This window comes from Actinomadura scrupuli, assembly GCF_050971785.1.
Lineage (GTDB): Bacteria > Actinomycetota > Actinomycetes > Streptosporangiales > Streptosporangiaceae > Actinomadura_E > Actinomadura_E scrupuli.
In genome coordinates, this window is sequence record NZ_JBPCCU010000005.1 from 215,511 (window position 1) to 232,209 (window position 16,699).

The window sequence follows — 16,699 nt, forward strand, 5'->3', positions numbered from 1 at the left end:
TCCAGTGACTCACCGTGACAAAAGTCCCGATGTCCTGGGAAGAGAGGATCAACATCGGCAATTGGGGAAAACGAATCATGACGTTGCCCGGACCATACCTTCGCCCGGGCACGGCGCGCGGCCGCTGGGTAGGGGTCGGGTGAGGGCCGGTGGTCGCGTCGAGTGAGGAAATCTGGCCGGGGTGGGGACAGGCGAACGATCGGGGGACGACCGCGCACGGCTGATGCTGCCGCAGATGCGGCTCGACGACCTGCTCGACGAGCTGCGGACCCGGCTGGAGACGGTGCTGGCGACGCGGGACCGGGTGCACGCGCTGCTCGAGCGGGTCGTCTCGATCGGCAGTGATCTGGACCTGCAGACGGTGCTGTTCCGGATCACCGAGGCGGCGGCGACCCTGGCCGACGCACGGTACGGCGCCCTCGGCGTGATCAGCGACGACGGCGAGCACCTGGGGCGGTTCATCACGGTGGGCGTGACCGAGGCGGAGATCGCGGCCATCGGGCACCGGCCGCAGGGCCTCGGGGTCCTGGGCCTGCTGATCAAGGACCCGCGCGTGGTGCGGCTCGCCGACCTCTCCGCCCACCCGGCCTTCCACGGCTTTCCCCCCGGCCACCCGGCGATGCGCCGGTTCCTCGGGGTGCCCATCCGGGTACGCGACGAGCACTTCGGCAACCTCTACCTGACCGAGAAGGCCGGCGGCGGCGAGTTCGACGAGGAGGACGAGGCCGTCCTCGCCGCGCTGGCCACGGCCGCCGGCGTGGCGATCGAGAACGCCCGGCTCTACCAGGAGGCCTGCCGCCGGGAGCGGTGGCTGCAGGCCTCCGCGGAGATCTCCACGACGCTGCTGTCGGGCACCTCGCCGGGAGACGTCGTGGGCCTGGTCGCCCGCCGGGCCCGGGAGATCTGCGACGCCGACCTGGCCATGGTGGCCCTGGTACGTCCGGGGACCGGGGAGTTCACGCTGTCCGCGGCGGACGGGGCGCACGCCGGGGCCCTCCGCGACCTGCGCCGGCCCATCGACGACGCGGTCTCGGCGTCGGTCTACCGCACCGGAACGCCGCTGCTGCTGGAGGACGGCCGGGCGGCGGCCGCGAACGCCGGCCTGCCCCCTGAGGTGCCCGTCGGCCCCACGCTGATCGTCTCGCTGGGGCACGGCGGCACCGCCCTCGGAGTGCTCGCGGTGGTCAACGAGCCCGGCCGGCCGATCTTCGACGACGCCACGCTGGGGCTGCTGGAGCCGTTCGCCGCGCAGGCGGCCGTGGCCCTCGAGCTCGCCCAGCGGCGGGCCGACACCGAACGCCTCGCCCTGCTGGAGGACCGCGACCGGATCGCCAAGGAGCTGCACGACACGGTGATCCAGCGGCTGTTCGCCACCGCCATGACCCTGATGAGCGCCGTCGAGGTCACCGGCAACCCCGACGTGGCCCGGCGGATCCAGCGTTCCGTCGACGACCTGGACGACACCATCCGGCAGATCCGCTCGACGATCTTCGCTTTGCAGGTGGAATCCGACGACGAGGGCCTGCGCAGCCGGATGCACGCGATCGTGGACGCCGCGACGCCCTGTCTCGGCTTCGCGCCCTCCGTACGGCTGGACGAGCTGCTCGACACGGCGGTGTGCCCGGAGGCCGGGCAGCATCTGCTGGCCGTGCTGCGGGAGGCGCTCTCCAACGTCGGGCGGCACGCCAAGGCCCGCCGGGTGACGGTGTCCGCGGACGTCGGCGACCAGCTGGTCCTGCGGGTGGAGGACGACGGCATCGGCCTCCCGGCGACCGGACGCCGCAGCGGCCTCCGCAACCTCGCCGAGCGGGCCGAGCGCCTGGGCGGATCCTGCACGGCCCGCGCCGGGGAGACGGGCGGCACGGTACTCGTCTGGCGCATCCCCCTCCGCTGATCACCCCCGTCCGCCCTCCGGGCACCCCGGCCCCCAACCCGGCGCACCCACCCCACCCTTCCGTGATCATGCAATCGTTCGACGAACGATTGCATGATCACGGAAGGTGGCTGGGCGGAACAGTGGGGCGGGCGGGACAGAGGTCCCGCGGACGGGTGACCTCCGGCCCTGCCCGCGGCGGCGGCGCGGGCCGAAAGTGGTTGGCAGGACATCTCACCCATGGGGGAGGGGTCGCGATGGTGAACGGCGTGACGTCCCGCAGCGACCTGGGCCGCCGGGTCGCGCACAGGCGCGCGGAGCTGCGGCTCACCACCGCCCAGGTGGCCGCTCGCGCGCGGATGACGCCCGGCTACCTGGACTACGTGGAGAACCACTCGGCGAACATCAGCCCGGATGCGCTGCGCCGGCTCGCCCGTGCGCTGGAGGTCACCCCGGCGGATCTGCTCGGCGGGCACGCCGAGGTGCCACCGGGCGGTGGTGTGCCCTCGCGGCTACCGGACCTGGAGGAGCTCGGTGAGGAGGAGTGCCGCCGGCTGATCGCCCCCGGTGGCGTCGGGCGGGTGGTCTTCCCGACCGAGGCGGGACCGGCCGCGGTCCCGGTCAACTACGCCGTCGTCGACGGTGCGATCGTCTTCCGCACCATGAGCGGCGGCGAGCTGGACAGGCTCGCCGGCGAGAACGTCGGTTTCGAGGTCGACCGCTTGGACGAGGCGTTCAGCAGGGGCTGGAGCGTCCTGGTCTCCGGCCAGGCCCGGGGCGTCGGTGATCCGGGCGAGGTCATGCGCCTGCACCAGATCGTCAAGCCCTGGACGGGGGAACCCAGCGAGGCCTGCGTGCGGATCGAGCCACGCCGGATCAGCGGCAGACGGATCCACACCAACTGACCGGACCCGCGGGCACCGCGACCCGGACCCGGCCCGGCCCGGCCTAGGAGGGAACGCATGGACCACGCACGAGGCCCGGACGTGCTCGTCGGCTATGACGGGTCCGACGAGGGAGAACGCGCCGTGCACTGCGGTGTGGAGGAGGCCCGGCTGCGCCGGCGCCCGCTCACCGTCTGTCATGCCTGGGACTGGCCCTATCCGGAACCGCCCCTCGACGCCGGCATGATCGCGATCGCGCGGAAGATGGCCGAGCACGTGCTGGACAAGGGCGTCCGCAACGCGCAGCGGCGCGCACCCGGGCTGGAGGTGCGCAAATGCCTGGTCAAGGGACCGGTCGCCGCGGCGCTGCTGTACGAGGCTGCCGACACCGAGCTCATCGTGATCGGCTCGCACGGGACCGGCGGGCCGGCCGGGTCGACAGTGGGCTCCGCCGCGTTCCAGGTGCCCGCGCACGCGGTCTGCCCGGTGATCGTCCGCCGCGGGGCCGTGTCCGGTCCGGGCCGGGTGGTGATCGGAGTGGACGGTTCGCCGGCCGGTGACGCGGCGCTGGCCTTCGGCTTCGAGGAGGCGGCACTGCGCGGCTGGGAGGTCCACGCGGTCTACGGCGCCCGGGAGCCCGAAGCGGGGGAGAACACCGACATCGCGCTCTACGGCGACGTGGAGAGCCTCAGGATGTCCGCCGGGGCCCGGCTGGAGCGCCTGGTCTCTCCGTGGCGGGAGAAGTTCGGCCAGGTGCCCACCACCACCCGGCTGATGCTGGAGCCGCCTCGCCGGGCACTGCTGGAGGCGTCCGACCAGGCCGCACTGCTGGTGGTGGGCGATCACAGCCCGGGAGGCCTCCCTGGCCTGCGGCTCGGCACGGTCACCCTGGCGATGCTGCAGGACGCCGGGTGCTCGGTCGCGGTCACGCACGCCTGGCGCCCGGACTGACGGACCGCCTCGTCAGCGGCGCCTGGCCGCGCACCGGATGCAGGTCGTCGCCGCCGGGCGGGCGGCGAGCCGCTCCGGGGCGATCGGCCGCTTGCACTCCTCGCACACGCCGTAGGAGCCTTCGTCCAGCCGTTCGAGGGCCCGGTCCAGGTCATCGAGATGACCACGTGCCCGCAGGAGCAGGCCGTCGAGCTGGGACCGCTCGAACGCCAGCGTCGCCCCTTCGGGATCGTGCTCGTCGTCGACGGTCACGCCCACCGAGGACTGCACGAGGCCCTCCCAGTCACGGGTCAGCGCCGCGATCTGGTCCATCGTGCCCTCGTGCTCGGCGGTCAGGACGCGGTGGACGGCGGACTTGTCGGCCGGGGACAGGCCTGCTGTCGAAACTCGCTTGGTCACGAAGATGTCAACGACCTGTGAGGGCCGTCGCATTCCTGCCGCCCCGGTCCCGGCCGCCGTCACCCGGGCTCCGGGTGATCGGCCCGGGGGCCGGGGCGGCCGCGGGACCGCGGTGACCGGCCCGCTACTTGCCCGGTGACGGGGTGGGCGTGGCCGCCTGCAGCGGCTTGCCCTGCAGGTCGGTGTTGGTCTGCACGCCGGTGGACTCCAGCTTCGGTACGGCGCTGGCGAGCCAGACGCCGTTCTCCTTGGCCAGGCTGAACTGCAGGGTCGCGCCGACCGAGTTCTGGATGCCCCGTGAGGTGACCAGCTTGTTGTTGACCACCACGATGACCGAGGCCTTGTCGCCGGAGACGTCGCCCACGTAGACCTGTTCGATCTGGGCGGTGGAGACGTACTTGCCGGTCTCGAACAGGGTCGTCAGCGTCGCCCAGTTCGGCTTGACCGCGGCGGCGGCCGACTTGGTCATGACGGCGGCCTGCTTCTCGAGGTACCCCTTGGCGTCGTGGTAGTCGTAGGTGAACAGGGTGCTGACGATCACGCCTGCCCGCTCGGCGACCTTCTGGCGTACGGCCTGCGGGGAGGATCCGCTGCCGTACTCGCGCCACTGCACGAACGCGAAGGTGCTGACGGCGGCCAGCGCCGTGGCCAGCACGACGCTCAGGACGGCCAGCACCCGGATCCGGCGGGCGGCCCGGTCACCGGCCACCGGCCCGGCCCGCTTCCCGCCGTCCTCGGCGTCGCCGGCCTCCGGATCCGCGCTGTCCTCGGCCTCGGCGTCCGGCTCGGTCCCGGCGCCCGGCCTGCCCTTCGGCCTGGTCCTGGCCTCCGGGCCGGCCTTCGCCCCGGCCCTGCCCTTCGGCTTCGCCTCAGCCCCGGCTTCGGCTTCGGTCTCAATCTCGGTCTCGGTCTCGGTCTTCGCGTCGGTCTTCGCGCCGGTCCGCTGCGCCGGGTCGGCGTCCACGTCCGCCTCGCCCTTCGCGGGCGGCTCGTCCGCCGTCTCGTCCGCGGTGTCCGCGTCCCGCCCGGTGTCCGCGTCGGCGCCGGCGTCCGTCTCCGCCCCGGTGCTCCCGGCCGGGGCGGGCCTGCGCCGGGCCCGCCGCCGGGCCAGCCGCTCGACCAGTTCCAGCAGGTCGTCCTCGTACGCGGAGTCGAAGTCGTCGTCGGTGACCGCGGCCTGGGGGTTGTCGTCGCCGCCGGACCCCTTGGTCGTCTTGGTGGCCATGTCACTCTCCTCGGTTCTTGCGCTTGCGTACCGCCCGCAGGCGCTGGGCGACGCGGGGCCGCAGCAACGGGACCGTCCTGCTCATGACCCTGATCAGGATGGCCAGCGCGATCAGCGGGGGAATCCAGATCAGCCAGTTCAGCGCGTCGGCCGGGCCCTGCCCGGAGGTGTTCCGCACGGCCACCGAGGACGGCGACGGTGACGGCGCGGGCCCGGCGGCGGCCCGCGCGCCGCCGGTGCCCGGATTCGGGTCGGCACGGGTCGCCAGGGGCGGTACGGAGATCCCGGGGCACGACGGGATGGCCCCGACGGTCGGCAGCGGTATCGGGCTCGGGTACTCCACCGCCGGTTTGGGCTTCTGCAGAGTGATCACGAAGTCGATGTTCAGGTTGGACTTGCCGTTCACCTTCGGGGAGATCTCATTGAGGATCTTGACCAGTTGCGGGGAGGTCCGGGTCGCGTACTCCAGCGAGTCCAGCGCGGGCTGGGACAGCACGATGGGCAGGGCCGAGCTCAGCGACCGCAGCGTGCACTGGTTCGCCGGCGCGGTCGCCGCGAGGATCTGGTTGAAGCGGGCCAGCAGGTCGGGGGCGTCCTTGCGCAACTGAGCGATCTTGTCGCTGTTGCGGGCGAGGGCGCCGGTGAAGCTCGTGAGGTTGTCGAGCCCGGACCCGAGCTCGCCGTGGTGCGCGGCGAGGGTGTTGCTGACCTGGGTGAGCTCCGCGACGAGGCCGTCGAGCAGCTCGGTGTTCTCGGCGAACGTGGAGGTGATCTGCTGGCTGCTGTCGAGGATCTGCGCCAGTGACTGGGAGCGCCCGTCCCAGCCGACCGCCAGCTCGTGCGTGAAGGAGTGCAGGTCGGTGGCGTTGAGCCCCTGCACCGCCTTGTTGGCGGCGGCGAACAGGTCGCCGTAGGAGATGGCCACGCTGGTGCGCGACAGGGGGATCACCGCGCCGGGCTTCAGCGGCGGGCCGCCGGCGGCCGAGGGCGGCGGCGACAGGTCGACGTACGGCTCGCCGATCGCCGACTTGCGGCCCGCCGCCGCCGTCACGTTGCCGGGGATCTTCACGCCCTTGTCGATGGCCAGATTGGCCACGATCTTGTGGTCGCCCAGGCGGACCGACCTGATCTTCCCGACCTTGACGCCGAGGTAGGCGACGTCGAAGTTGGGCTGCAGCCCCGGCGACGACTGGAATTCGGCGCTGATCTGGTACGGCTGGGTGACCGCGTCGAACTTGATGACGTTCCGCAGCGCCCAGATGGTCATGACCACGCCGAGGACCGAGAACACGACCAGGTTGATCAGGATCCGTCTGGTCATCGCTTGGCCGCCATCATCTTGGTGAGGGCCGCCATCAGGTTGTCGGCGGACTTGTTCGAGCTCTGCCCCGTCTCCAGATCCAGGATCGGGTAGAGCAGCAGCTGGCCGTTGAAGATGGCCCTCGGCACCTTGTTCACGAAGTCCTGCATGTTGGTGATCAAGCCCGCCAGGTTGGTCTGGTCGCTGGCCAGCGTACCGATCACCGGGCCGAGCTGGGTGATCATCTGCCGAAGCTGCCGCGTACGGCCCACCAGCACGGTGTCGTTGGTGACCTTCGCCAGCTGGGTGATCTTCGAGATCGTGTCGAGCAGGCGGTACCGCTCGTCGGCGATCACTTTGGTGGCCTTCGCCAGGCCGGCCGGCAGCCGGCCGAGCTCGTCGCGGCCCTTCGCGAGGTCCCGCCCGAGCTTGGCCAGGTCGGTGACCGCGGCGTCCAGCTGAGCCCGCTGGCTGGCGAACAGCGAGAGCAGCGAGTCCGTCTGCTTGATCATCTTTGCGAGTTCCGGGCCCTTGCCGGCGAAGGCGGCCGAGCCGGCGTCCACGATGGTCGCGATGTCGTTGCCGGACAGCGCGCTCAGCAGTGGTCCAGCCTTGCCCACCACCTGCTCGAAGGCGGGCACCACGCTGGTCGAGCCGATCTGGGCGTGGTCGGCCATGAACGGGCCGGTGTTGAGACCGGCCGGCGGCGGGGTGAGCGCGACGTAGTTCTCCCCGAGCAGCGAGGTGATGGACAGCTGGGCGGTCGTGCCGACCGGGACCTTGATCCCCTTCTTGATCGACATGGTCACCCGAGCGCGGTAGTTCGCACGCGTGCCGACCACCTTGACCGCGGTGACCGTGCCGACCTGCACGTTCGAGATCTGGACGGCGTGCCCGACCACGAGGTTCTGGATGTCGGTGAAGTCCGCGGTGAGGGTCAGGCCGCCCTGCGGCGAGCCCGCGGTCTGGTACGAGCACCCCGACATCGCCGCGGTGAGGACGAGCGCCAGTACGGCGCACAGGCGTCTCATCACTTCTCCCACGGGCAGTTGGAGTACGGCTCGGGCAGGCATTTGGCCTTGGGATTGACGGTGGGCTGTTTGAGCGCGGCGGCCAGGTAGGAGCGGTAGATGTTGTTGAGCGCCAGCCGGAGGGTGAGCGCGTGGTCCTTGTGGTTGGTGGCGTTGCTGAGCATGTAGTTCAGCGGCGTGAGCGTCTTGAGGAACTCCCCGAGCTGCTGGGCGTTGCCCTTGACGACCAGGGTGATCTGGGCGATCCGGCCCAGGTCCTGGACGAGCTGCCCCTGGTAGGACTTGATGAGGACATCGCCGCGCCGCACCAGCGAGGCGAGCGCCACGATGAACGTCTCGATGTTCTGGCGCTCACTGGCCAGGTCGGCGCTGACCTGCGAGAAGCTGCTGATCAGGGTGCCCAGGGCCTTCTGCCGGCCGGCCACCACCCCGGCGATCCGGTGCAGGTTCCGCGCGACCTCGAGCAGCTGCTTGTCCTGGCCGGCGATGTTGGCGGTGAGGTCGGCGCTCTGCTGGAGCGCCGCGTTGAACGCCGCGCCGTTTCCCTGGAAGGACTGCGAGCTCTTGTGCAGGACCTTGTTGGCGGCGGCCGGATTGAAGGCCTGCAGCAGGGTGGTGAAGGCCTGCAGCGCCTGGTCCACCTCCACCGGCACCTGCGAGCGGTCGGTGTCGAGCACCGCCCCGTCGGCGAGCTTGGGGGCGCCCGGCTTCCATGACGGGGAGAAGGTCAGGGTGCGCTCCCCGATCAGGCTCAACGGCACGATGGCGGCCCGGGCGTTCGCGGGAAGCGGTATGTCGCGGTCGATGGAGGCGACCACCTTGACCTTGCCGTTGACCGGGGTGACGGAGTCGACGGTGCCGATGGGGACGCCCATGACCTGGACCTGGGACCGGGGGTAGAAGGCCACGGCCTTGGTGAAGTACACCGTGACGTGGTACTTCGACGACGAGCCACCGCCGAGTGCCGCCGGCAGCAGCGAGCAGCCGCTCAGCGCGGCCAGCGTCACCACCGCCATGACGGCGGCGAGCACCGGGCGCGGACGCCTCCTCGGTAGGGGACTCAACTGCGTCCTCCGTTCGGGGTCGGCATCACGGTCGGGACGCCCGGATACGGGTAGTTGGGGGGCAGGAAGCTGGGTTCGGGGCCGAGGAGCTGGGGCCCGATGGGGCCCAGGCCCGCGAGGCCGCCTTCCATCCAGCGTCCGTTGCCGCGGTCCTGCGACAGCTGGTTGAAGGCCGGGCCGAGCCAGGCCATCGAGATGTTGAGCGCCGGCAGGTTCTTGCCGGTCAGCGCCTGGGTGAGGATGTGCAGGTCGCTGAGCACGGTGTCGAGCTCGGTCTGGTGCCGTGTGATCACCTGGTTGAGGGTGCTCACCACCTGGCTGCCGTTGCCGAGGGTGGCGCGCAGGTCGTCGCGGCGCTGCCGCAGCGTGGTGAGCAGGGTCTGGCCGTAGGTGAGCAACTGGCTGAGCTGCTCGTCCTTGGCGGCCAGGGTCCCGGTCAGCTTCTTGCTGTTGGCGATGATGGCCTGGATCTCGGGGGCCCGCTGGTTGAGCGTGGTGCTGAGCTTGTTCAGGTTGGCCAGCATCTGGCTCAGCTGCCGGCGGTCGGGCGGGTCGATGCCCGCCGCCTGGGTGAGGATCTTGTTGACCGACTCGGTGTCCAGCCTGGTCGCCAGGTTGGTGGCCGCGTCGATGGACTGGTTGAGCGTGCTGGGGATGCTGGTCCTGGACGCGGGGATCTGCCGCCGGCTCTTGGGCAGCGAGCTCAGGTAGGGACGCGCCACCGGGCCGGACAGCTTGATGTACTGGCCGCCGAGCAGGTTGGCCGCCTCGATGTCGGCGTGGGTCTGGGTGCCGAGGTCGATGCCGTCGTCGACCCGCCAGGTGATGACGACGTCACCGCGGGAGAAGTCGGGGGTGACGCTCTTGACCTCGCCGACCCGTACCCCGGCGACCTGTACGTCGTCGCCGGCCTTCAGCCCGCCGGTCCCGGTGAACCTGCCGCTCACCGTGTAGCCGCCCTTGCCGAGGCCGAGCGTGCCGAAGGCGTAGGCGAAGATCACGGCGGCGGTCAGCGCCACGGTGCCGATGATCGCGACGAGGTGCGGATTGTGGCCCCGGTAGGTCGTCACCGGCATCATCGGCCTCCAGAGGTGACACTGCTCATGAGCAGCAGCGACGCGAGCCTGCTGAAGGTGGCCTGGTCCGCGGCGCTGACCTGCGGGCGCGCCGACGCCGAGCTCCCGCTGGGCGGTGGCGGCAGCACCTCGGTGAACGGGCACTTCTGGGTCAGCTTGACGTTCAGGCAGACCAGCGCGGTCCGCGTGAAGTGGCCGCCGGACTGGGTGGTCAGCAGGGCCTGCAGAGCCGTCGGCAGACCGGCGATGATCCCGCTGAGCACGGTGACGCGGTTGTGCGCGATCTCCATCAGATCGCGGGTGTTGCTGATGATCGTGCCGATCTGCCCGGCGTTGCCGCGGGTCACCGACTCGAGATTGCCGCTGAAGCGGCCCAGCTGTACCAGCGCGTCCGACAGCGTTCCGTTGCTGGCCGCGAACGCCTGGGTGAGCGTCTGCAGGTTCTGCACGGTCTGGGCGATCTCCAGGTCGCGCTGGGCGATCGTGTCGGTGACCGTCTTGTAGTCCTTGATCATCTGGTCGATGGTCGCGGTGCGGTCGCCGAACGTGGTGAGCAGCAGGCTCAGGTTGCCGATGATCTGGTTGATGTTGCCCTGGTTGCCGTTGAGCGCGACCGAGAAGGTGTCGAGGATCTGGTTGATCTGGTCCGGGTCGAGGCTGCCGGTCAGCGGGCCGAGGCTGTTGATCACTGCGCCGAGGTCGACGGTGGACTGGGTACGGGTGATCCGGCCCCCCGGGCCCAGGGTGTCGCCGCTCTGGCCGGGCTGCAGGTACACCTCACGCTGGCCGATGAGGTTGCGCCACCGGATGACGGCCTCGGAGTCGGTGGGCATCTCGATGGACTTGGAAACCGACAGCTTGACCTGCGCCTTGCCGAGGACGACCTTGACCTCCTCGACCCGGCCGACCGGAGCGCCGGCGACCTTGACCAGATCCCCCTCCTTCAGCCCGGCGACGTTGTCGAAGCTCGCCACGAGGCCGTAGCTGCTGCCGTAACCACTACCGATGATCTTGAAGCCCATGTAGACGGTGAGGCTGACCGTCACGATGGCGAAGGCCAGGAACCTGAGCGCGGCCTTGCGCCCCGGCCCGCGTCGCGCCCGCAGACGTGGGCGGCGCAGGTCGGCCCAGCGGCCCGGCCCGCGGTGCGCGCGGGGAGCGGCCCGGGTCATTTCCTGCCTCCGATCTTCGGGTAGGGCAGTGGCTTGGGATAGGGGTGGCAGAGGTCCAGGACGAAGGTGCAGACCGGGTCGTTGAGATAGATGTGCACCGTCTCGGTGCCGAGCAGGGTGCCGTGCGGGCCGGGGACCTGGAGGATTCCGGCGGTCTGGTTGAAGAACCCGCCGACCCCGCTGATGAGCTCGGGAGTGTTCGCCCTGCCCTGATAGGAGATGTCGAGGGCGGGCAGGAGCCGGTCGATGATCGTGCCCGGTGCCTTGGGGCTGGACGCCAGGATCGCGGAGACCCGTTGCGAGACCTGGCCGCCCTGGGTCAGCAGTGCCGACAGCCGGGCGGGGTCCTCCGACAGCACGGGGGTCAGGGTGTTGACGTCGCGGGCCAGGTTCACGATCTGCCCGCCGCGGTCGCCGAGGGTCGCGCTGAGGATCCTGCCGTTGCCGATCAGGGTCTTGAGGTTGCCACTGTTGCGTTCGGACAGGTCCAGCAGCTTGGCGGCGTTGTCGATCGTGGCGGCCAGTTGCGGGCCCCGCCCGTTGAGACCGCTGGAGAAGGTCTGCAGGAGGGTGGTGAGATCGGCCGGGTCGACCGCGCCCAGCAGGTTGTAGGTCGGCTCGGCGATGTCGCTGAGCTCCTGGGGGTCCCGGGTCTGGCCGATCACCCCGCCGTCGGCGAGGTACGGGCCGACGTTCTCACCGCTGCCGGGCTCGAGGTTCACGAACTTGGGCCCGAACACCGACAGCGGCTCGATGACGGCCACGGTGCTCTGCGGTGCCTTGATCCCGCGGTTGAGCCGGATCCTGACCCGGACCTTGCCCTCCTTGGTCAGCTTCACCGAGGACACGTTGCCGACGTTGATCCCGCGGATCTTCACGTCCGACTGGTCGTCCAGGCCCTGGCCGGCCCGCCCGAAGGTCGCGACCAGGTAGGTGGAGCCCGGATGCCCGGCCTGCACGCCCAGGTAGGAGGCCACCACGCCCGCGGCCACCGCGCCGGCCCCGATGAGCCGGAACAGCCGGCGCGAGCGCGGCGACAGATCTGAGTTCATCATCCGGTCAGACTCACCGTCCCGCCGTGTCCCCAGAAGATGTACGACAGCAGCAGGTTGACCATGATGATCGTCACCATCGACTCACGGATGGCCCTGCCGGTGGCGACCCCGACGCCCACCGGGCCACCCACCGCGTAGAAGCCCCGGTAACAGTGGATGATCACGATGATGAAGGAGAAAACGATCACCTTGACGACACTGTAGAAGACGTCTATGGGCGGCAGATAGAGATTGAAGTAATAGTCGTAGATGCCGGGGGAGACCCCGAAGAACTGCACCGAGATCAGCCGGGTGGCGAAGAAGCTGGCGAAGAGCGCGATGAGGTACAGCGGGATCAGCGCCATCAGCGTGGCCACCACCCGGGTGCAGACCAGGTAGGCCAGCGAGTTGATGCCCATGACCTCCAGGGCGTCGATCTCCTCCGAGATCCGCATCGCGCCGATCTCGGCGGTGAAGGCGGCCCCGAGCTGGAAGATCAGTGCCACTCCGGCGATGATCGGGGTGATCTCGCGGACGTTGGCGTAGCTGGCGATGAGACCGGCCAGCGACTGGACGCCCAGGCGCTGCAGCCCGGGCACCGCCTGGAGGCCGACCGTGGTGCCGGTGAAGAAGGACATGAAGAAGATCACGAACACCATGCCGAGGCCGACCACCACCGCGCCCACGCCGGCGACGATGTCGCTGACCTGGCGCAGCACCGTCTTGAGGTACTTGCCGCGCAGGATGTCGGTGAACAGGTGATAGATCACCCGTCCCGTGAAGATCAAGAATTCGGAGGTGCCCGTCGCGTAGGAGGCACGGCTGCGGACCGCGCGGCCGATCCTGCGGACGGGGGAGATGGCGACCATCGGATCCTCCTCTCAAATCCGGGGAGGAAAGAGGGCGTAGTCCAGCGTCGAGATCACGTAGTTCGCCGCGAACACCAGCATCGCGGCTATCACCGCGGCCTGGTTCACCGCTCGCCCGACACCGCTCGGCCCGTAGTCACAGTTCATGCCCTTCCAGCAGGCGACCGCCGCCGCGATGAAACCGAACACCCACGCCTTGAACAGGGTGGCCAGCAGGTCGTGCATGCGCAGCAGCGAGGTCGCCCCGTCGAAGTACGAGCCGGGGGTGACGCCCTGCTGCACGACGTTGAAGAAGTAGCCGCCGATCACGCCGGACAGGATGATCAGTGAGCAGAGCAGCACCCCGATGGTGCTGGCCGCCCAGAGCCGCGGGGTGACCAGCCGGTGCACCGAGTTGATGCCCAGCACCTCCATGGCGTCGAGCTCGTCGCGGATGCGCCGCGAGCCCATATCCGAGGCCATCGCGGACCCGCCGGCCCCGGAGATCAGCAGCGCCGCGGCGACCGGTGCCACCTGGGTCACCATCGCCTGCACGACCGTGGCGCCGGTGCCGGACTGCGCGCCGATCTGCCGGACGATCTGGCCCACCTGCAGTGAGATGGTCCCGCCCAGCGGCAGCGCGATGAGCATCACCGGCAGGGCGGTGACGCCGGCCAGGAAGGCGCACTGCTCGACGAACTCGCCCCACCACTGGCGGACGTTCCAGGACTTACGGAAGCCCTCGATGCCGGTGATGAACAGGGTGCCGGTCTGGTAGGTCATCGACCCGGCGCGCTGCCGTACGAAGTCCGCGCCGGCGGCGGCCCCCCGGGTCGCGCTCAAGGCCATCGGGCGCAGCTCGCTCTGGGGGCAGACGGTCTGGCCATCCGGACCTCCTACTCACGGAATCCGCGCGCCCGTCGGGGTGGTCCGGGCGCTGCGGTCATGCCAAAGCCGCCGGTATCCGTACGACTACGCATGAAGGGGCACTGTATTGGAACGAAGCCTGTCAGGGGAATGTTCTGGCCAAAAAAACAATCAAGCGCTAGGTAGTTTTCCGCAGCCTCCAGCCCCGCGCCGGGCGGCCGGATCGCCCGCGGGGCGGGCCGGACCCGGGTCCGGGCGCACCCGCCCGGCTCGGTGCGGAGGGCCGCCCCGGCACTCCGGGAGGGCCGGCTCTCCAGAGGGGATACTTTATATCATATCCTCAGATGCTCACAGAGAGTGATGATCAGTCTTATATGTACAACGGTATTCGTTACTCAAAGCCTCTCTTTCAATTACATTTGTCACCTATATATAGTTCGCCGGGGCGCGAATGTTGCCTGCCCTCAACAGATAAAAGGATTACGCTCCGATAGCGTCATCCAGCGGTTCTGGTCAATGCGAGAGCAGTTGCCGCGGCCGGTCCGGGGGAGCCGTCGTGAGCAGGGAAGATATCGGGAGAGGCAATGCGGCGGAGTTCACTGGTACGGGCCGTGAGCGGTCTCGCGGGCGCGGCGATGATGTCGGCGCTGCTGTTCCCGGCGTCGCAGGCCGCCGGCGCCGAGCTGGTCGCGGCGGACGACGGCGCGAAGATCGTCGCGCGGACGCAGCTGGACGACCGGACCTTCGACCTGACCGTGTCCTCGCCCGCCCTGGCCGAGAGTGTGCAGGTCCGCGTGCTGGTGCCGAAGGGCTGGTCGCAGACGGCCGCCCGGACCTGGCCGGTGGTCTACGCCTACCAGGGCGGCCGCGACACCTACGTGTCCTGGACCCGCAGCACCGACATCGAGGAGGTCTCCGCCAAGTACGACGTCATGGTCGTGATGCCCGAGGGCGACAACGGCTCGTACACCGACTGGTGGAACTACGGTAAGGGCGGCACCCCGAAATGGGAGACCTTCCATACCCGGGAGGTTCTCCAGCTCATGGAACGCAACTTCCGGGCCGGCGCGACCGGTAAAAAGCGCGCCGTCATGGGCATCTCCTCCGGTGCCTCGGGTGCCATCACCTACGCGGCCCGGCACCCCGGCATGTTCGGCTATGCCGTCTCCTCCAGCGGCGTGCTCCATCTGACCCAGCCCGGAATTCCGGCCATGACCATGTTCGTGAACGCCTTCTTCGGTGACGGAGGGGATCCGTACCGCATCTGGGGGATTCCCGGCATCGACACCGCGAACTGGAAGGCGCACGACCCGTACGAGCTCGCGAACAACCTGCGCGGCACCGGCCTGTACATCTCCAGCGGCACCACCGGCCTGCCGGGGCCGTACGACAGCCCCGAGCCCGGCCACGAGAAGTCGGTGCAGTTCCAGGAGGTGCTCTGCGGCTCCACGACGATCTCCTTCATCGCGCGGCTCAAGGAGCTGGGCATCCCCGCCACCACGCACGTCTACGAGAACGGCTGGCACAACTGGGAGGCCTGGCAGCCGGAGATGCACCGGTACTGGCCGGCGATGATGACGACGATCGGCGCCAGGCCCCTCGCCTGAGCCCACCCGCCCGCACGCCCGGCAACAGGCAACAGGCAGCACGTCGCTTGCGTGAATCTGCCGTAGCATTGCGCCGTGACCCGTCAACCCGCGGAAGTGGCCAAGACCCGTCGGCTCGCTGAAGTGGCCAAGAAGGTCGGTGTCAGCGAGGCCACGGTCAGCCGGGTCCTCAACGGCAAGCCGGGGGTCTCCGACGCCACCCGTGCCGCGGTGCTGACCGCCCTGGACGTGCTCGGTTACGAGCGGCCCACGCAGCTGCGCGGTGAGCGGGCCCGGCTGGTGGGGCTGGTGCTGCCCGAGCTCGGCAACCCGATCTTCCCCGCGCTGGCCGAGGTCATCGGCGGAGCGCTCGCCCAGCGCGGTTTCACCCCCGTCCTGTGCGTGGGCACCGCGGGGGGTCTCTCCGAGGCCGACTACGTCGAGATGCTGGTGGACCAGCAGGTCTCCGGGGTGGTGTTCGCCGGCGGCCACTACGCCGAGGCCTACTCACCGCACGAGCACTACTTCCGGCTGCTGGAGCTGAGGCTGCCCGTGGTCCTGGTCAACGCGGCCTGCGACGACCTGGACTTCCCGCGGGTCTCCACCGACGACGAGGTCGCGGTGGAGCAGGCCTTCGGGCATCTGGTGTCCCTGGGGCACGAGCGGATCGGCCTGGTGCTGGGCCCCGAGGACCACATGCCCTCCCGCCGCAAGCTGGTCGCCTTCACCGCGGCGGCGGAGCGGGCGGGGCTCGAGATCCCGCCGAAGGCGGTGGAGCACGCGCTCTTCTCCCCGGAGGGGGGCCAGTCGGTCACCACCCGGCTGATCGCCAACGGCATCACCGGGATCATCTGCGCCAGCGACCCGCTCGCGCTCGGCGCCATCCGCGCGGTCCGCCGGGCCGGGATGTCGGTCCCCGAGGACGTGTCCGTGGTCGGCTTCGACGACTCCGCGTTCATCAACTGCACCCACCCTCCGCTGACCACGGTCCGCCAGCCGATCGAGGCGATGGGCCGGGCGGCGGTGACCCTGCTGGTCAACCAGCTCGACCGCGCCCCCGTCATGGCCGAGGAACTGCTGTACGAGCCGGAGCTGGTGGTGCGCGGCTCCACCGCGCCGGTCCGGGCCCGCACACCCTCGTAGCCGACCGCCGGGCCCGCAAGACGTAGTGCGCTTATCGCACATTCTTGACGTACTTGTCACGATTTCATCACGGCAGCCGCTTCCGCATGCCCGCCGGCGATCGCCCCTCCGGCCGGACCGGCCACGTACCGGCGTGAATCCGCGCAGGTGGAGAGGGGTGGAATTCGGCGTGTGGATCAAGATTTGAAGCCCGCTTAAGACGTTCTGTCGATATTTTGCGTTGCTATGACGTTCTATTGCTATGCG

At 69.9% G+C, this 16,699-nt stretch carries 15 protein-coding genes; 5 read left to right on the forward strand and 10 right to left on the reverse strand.

Going from position 1 to position 16,699, the window contains the following annotated elements; translation table 11 throughout:
* The first annotated feature begins 235 nt into the window (after window positions 1-235).
* From ACRYCC_RS23600 to ACRYCC_RS23610, 3 genes are all read left to right on the forward strand, one after another.
* A complete protein-coding gene (locus ACRYCC_RS23600) occupies window positions 236-1,894 on the forward strand; it encodes a sensor histidine kinase (RefSeq protein WP_433815387.1) in 1,659 nt (552 codons plus the stop codon).
* 248 nt (window positions 1,895-2,142) lie between these two features.
* On the forward strand, window positions 2,143-2,778 hold the full coding sequence (locus ACRYCC_RS23605) for a helix-turn-helix domain-containing protein (RefSeq protein WP_433815388.1): 636 nt from the start codon (window positions 2,143-2,145) through the stop codon (window positions 2,776-2,778).
* Window positions 2,779-2,835: 57 nt separating this feature from the next.
* The gene (locus ACRYCC_RS23610) at window positions 2,836-3,708 is read left to right on the forward strand and encodes a universal stress protein (protein WP_433815390.1); all 873 of its coding nucleotides are present in this window, start codon (window positions 2,836-2,838) and stop codon (window positions 3,706-3,708) included.
* 12 nt (window positions 3,709-3,720) lie between these two features.
* On the opposite strand, the gene ACRYCC_RS23615 is transcribed toward ACRYCC_RS23610, so the two are convergent.
* The 10 genes from ACRYCC_RS23615 to ACRYCC_RS23660 form a co-directional block, all read right to left on the reverse strand.
* Window positions 3,721-4,107, reverse strand: a complete 387-nt coding sequence (locus ACRYCC_RS23615) for a TraR/DksA family transcriptional regulator (RefSeq protein ID WP_433815391.1) — start codon at window positions 4,105-4,107, stop codon at window positions 3,721-3,723.
* Between the two features lie 124 nt (window positions 4,108-4,231).
* Window positions 4,232-5,332, reverse strand: coding sequence for a hypothetical protein (locus ACRYCC_RS23620; RefSeq protein ID WP_433815393.1), 1,101 nt, complete (start codon window positions 5,330-5,332; stop codon window positions 4,232-4,234).
* 1 nt (window position 5,333) lies between these two features.
* Complete coding sequence (locus tag ACRYCC_RS23625) at window positions 5,334-6,653, reverse strand: MCE family protein (protein ID WP_433815395.1); 1,320 nt, start codon at window positions 6,651-6,653, stop codon at window positions 5,334-5,336.
* Complete coding sequence (locus tag ACRYCC_RS23630; RefSeq protein ID WP_433815397.1) at window positions 6,650-7,663, reverse strand: MlaD family protein; 1,014 nt, start codon at window positions 7,661-7,663, stop codon at window positions 6,650-6,652. Before ACRYCC_RS23630 ends, ACRYCC_RS23625 begins: the two co-directional genes overlap by 4 nt.
* Window positions 7,663-8,694 (reverse strand): MCE family protein, encoded by a 1,032-nt coding sequence (locus tag ACRYCC_RS23635; RefSeq protein ID WP_433815399.1) that lies wholly within the window; start codon window positions 8,692-8,694, stop codon window positions 7,663-7,665. The genes ACRYCC_RS23630 and ACRYCC_RS23635 overlap by 1 nt, the downstream gene beginning before the upstream one ends.
* Window positions 8,695-8,723: 29 nt before the next feature.
* Window positions 8,724-9,797 carry an MCE family protein gene (locus ACRYCC_RS23640; RefSeq protein ID WP_433815401.1) on the reverse strand — a complete coding sequence of 358 codons (1,074 nt, stop codon included), beginning with the start codon at window positions 9,795-9,797 and terminating at the stop codon, window positions 8,724-8,726.
* Between the two features lie 5 nt (window positions 9,798-9,802).
* Entirely contained in the window at window positions 9,803-10,975 is a 1,173-nt protein-coding gene (locus ACRYCC_RS23645) for an MCE family protein (RefSeq protein WP_433815402.1), read from the reverse strand.
* Entirely contained in the window at window positions 10,972-12,030 is a 1,059-nt protein-coding gene (locus ACRYCC_RS23650) for an MlaD family protein (protein ID WP_433815403.1), read from the reverse strand. The genes ACRYCC_RS23645 and ACRYCC_RS23650 overlap by 4 nt, the downstream gene beginning before the upstream one ends.
* Window positions 12,027-12,878, reverse strand: coding sequence for an ABC transporter permease (locus ACRYCC_RS23655; RefSeq protein WP_433815405.1), 852 nt, complete (start codon window positions 12,876-12,878; stop codon window positions 12,027-12,029). Before ACRYCC_RS23655 ends, ACRYCC_RS23650 begins: the two co-directional genes overlap by 4 nt.
* A gap of 12 nt (window positions 12,879-12,890) precedes the next feature.
* Complete coding sequence (locus tag ACRYCC_RS23660) at window positions 12,891-13,706, reverse strand: MlaE family ABC transporter permease (RefSeq protein WP_433815407.1); 816 nt, start codon at window positions 13,704-13,706, stop codon at window positions 12,891-12,893.
* A 602-nt stretch (window positions 13,707-14,308) separates the two neighbouring features.
* Here ACRYCC_RS23660 and ACRYCC_RS23665 point away from each other — a divergent pair.
* On the forward strand, window positions 14,309-15,331 hold the full coding sequence (locus ACRYCC_RS23665) for an alpha/beta hydrolase (RefSeq protein ID WP_433815408.1): 1,023 nt from the start codon (window positions 14,309-14,311) through the stop codon (window positions 15,329-15,331).
* Between the two features lie 75 nt (window positions 15,332-15,406).
* On the forward strand, window positions 15,407-16,453 hold the full coding sequence (locus ACRYCC_RS23670; RefSeq protein WP_433815410.1) for a LacI family DNA-binding transcriptional regulator: 1,047 nt from the start codon (window positions 15,407-15,409) through the stop codon (window positions 16,451-16,453).
* Window positions 16,454-16,699 lie beyond the last annotated feature (246 nt).

What these genes read in the sequence shown, in the direction of transcription:
- ACRYCC_RS23600 (WP_433815387.1), top strand. Translation starts at nt 236, where the DNA reads ATGCGGCTCGACGACCTGCTCGACGAGCTGCGGACCCGGCTGGAGACG.
- ACRYCC_RS23610 (WP_433815390.1), top strand. Translation starts at nt 2,836, where the DNA reads ATGGACCACGCACGAGGCCCGGACGTGCTCGTCGGCTATGACGGGTCC.
- ACRYCC_RS23620 (WP_433815393.1), bottom strand. Translation starts at nt 5,332, where the DNA reads ATGGCCACCAAGACGACCAAGGGGTCCGGCGGCGACGACAACCCCCAG.
- ACRYCC_RS23625 (WP_433815395.1), bottom strand. Translation starts at nt 6,653, where the DNA reads ATGACCAGACGGATCCTGATCAACCTGGTCGTGTTCTCGGTCCTCGGC.
- ACRYCC_RS23630 (WP_433815397.1), bottom strand. Translation starts at nt 7,663, where the DNA reads ATGAGACGCCTGTGCGCCGTACTGGCGCTCGTCCTCACCGCGGCGATG.
- ACRYCC_RS23645 (WP_433815402.1), bottom strand. Translation starts at nt 10,975, where the DNA reads ATGACCCGGGCCGCTCCCCGCGCGCACCGCGGGCCGGGCCGCTGGGCC.
- ACRYCC_RS23650 (WP_433815403.1), bottom strand. Translation starts at nt 12,030, where the DNA reads ATGATGAACTCAGATCTGTCGCCGCGCTCGCGCCGGCTGTTCCGGCTC.
- ACRYCC_RS23655 (WP_433815405.1), bottom strand. Translation starts at nt 12,878, where the DNA reads ATGGTCGCCATCTCCCCCGTCCGCAGGATCGGCCGCGCGGTCCGCAGC.
- ACRYCC_RS23660 (WP_433815407.1), bottom strand. Translation starts at nt 13,706, where the DNA reads ATGGCCTTGAGCGCGACCCGGGGGGCCGCCGCCGGCGCGGACTTCGTA.
- ACRYCC_RS23665 (WP_433815408.1), top strand. Translation starts at nt 14,309, where the DNA reads ATGCGGCGGAGTTCACTGGTACGGGCCGTGAGCGGTCTCGCGGGCGCG.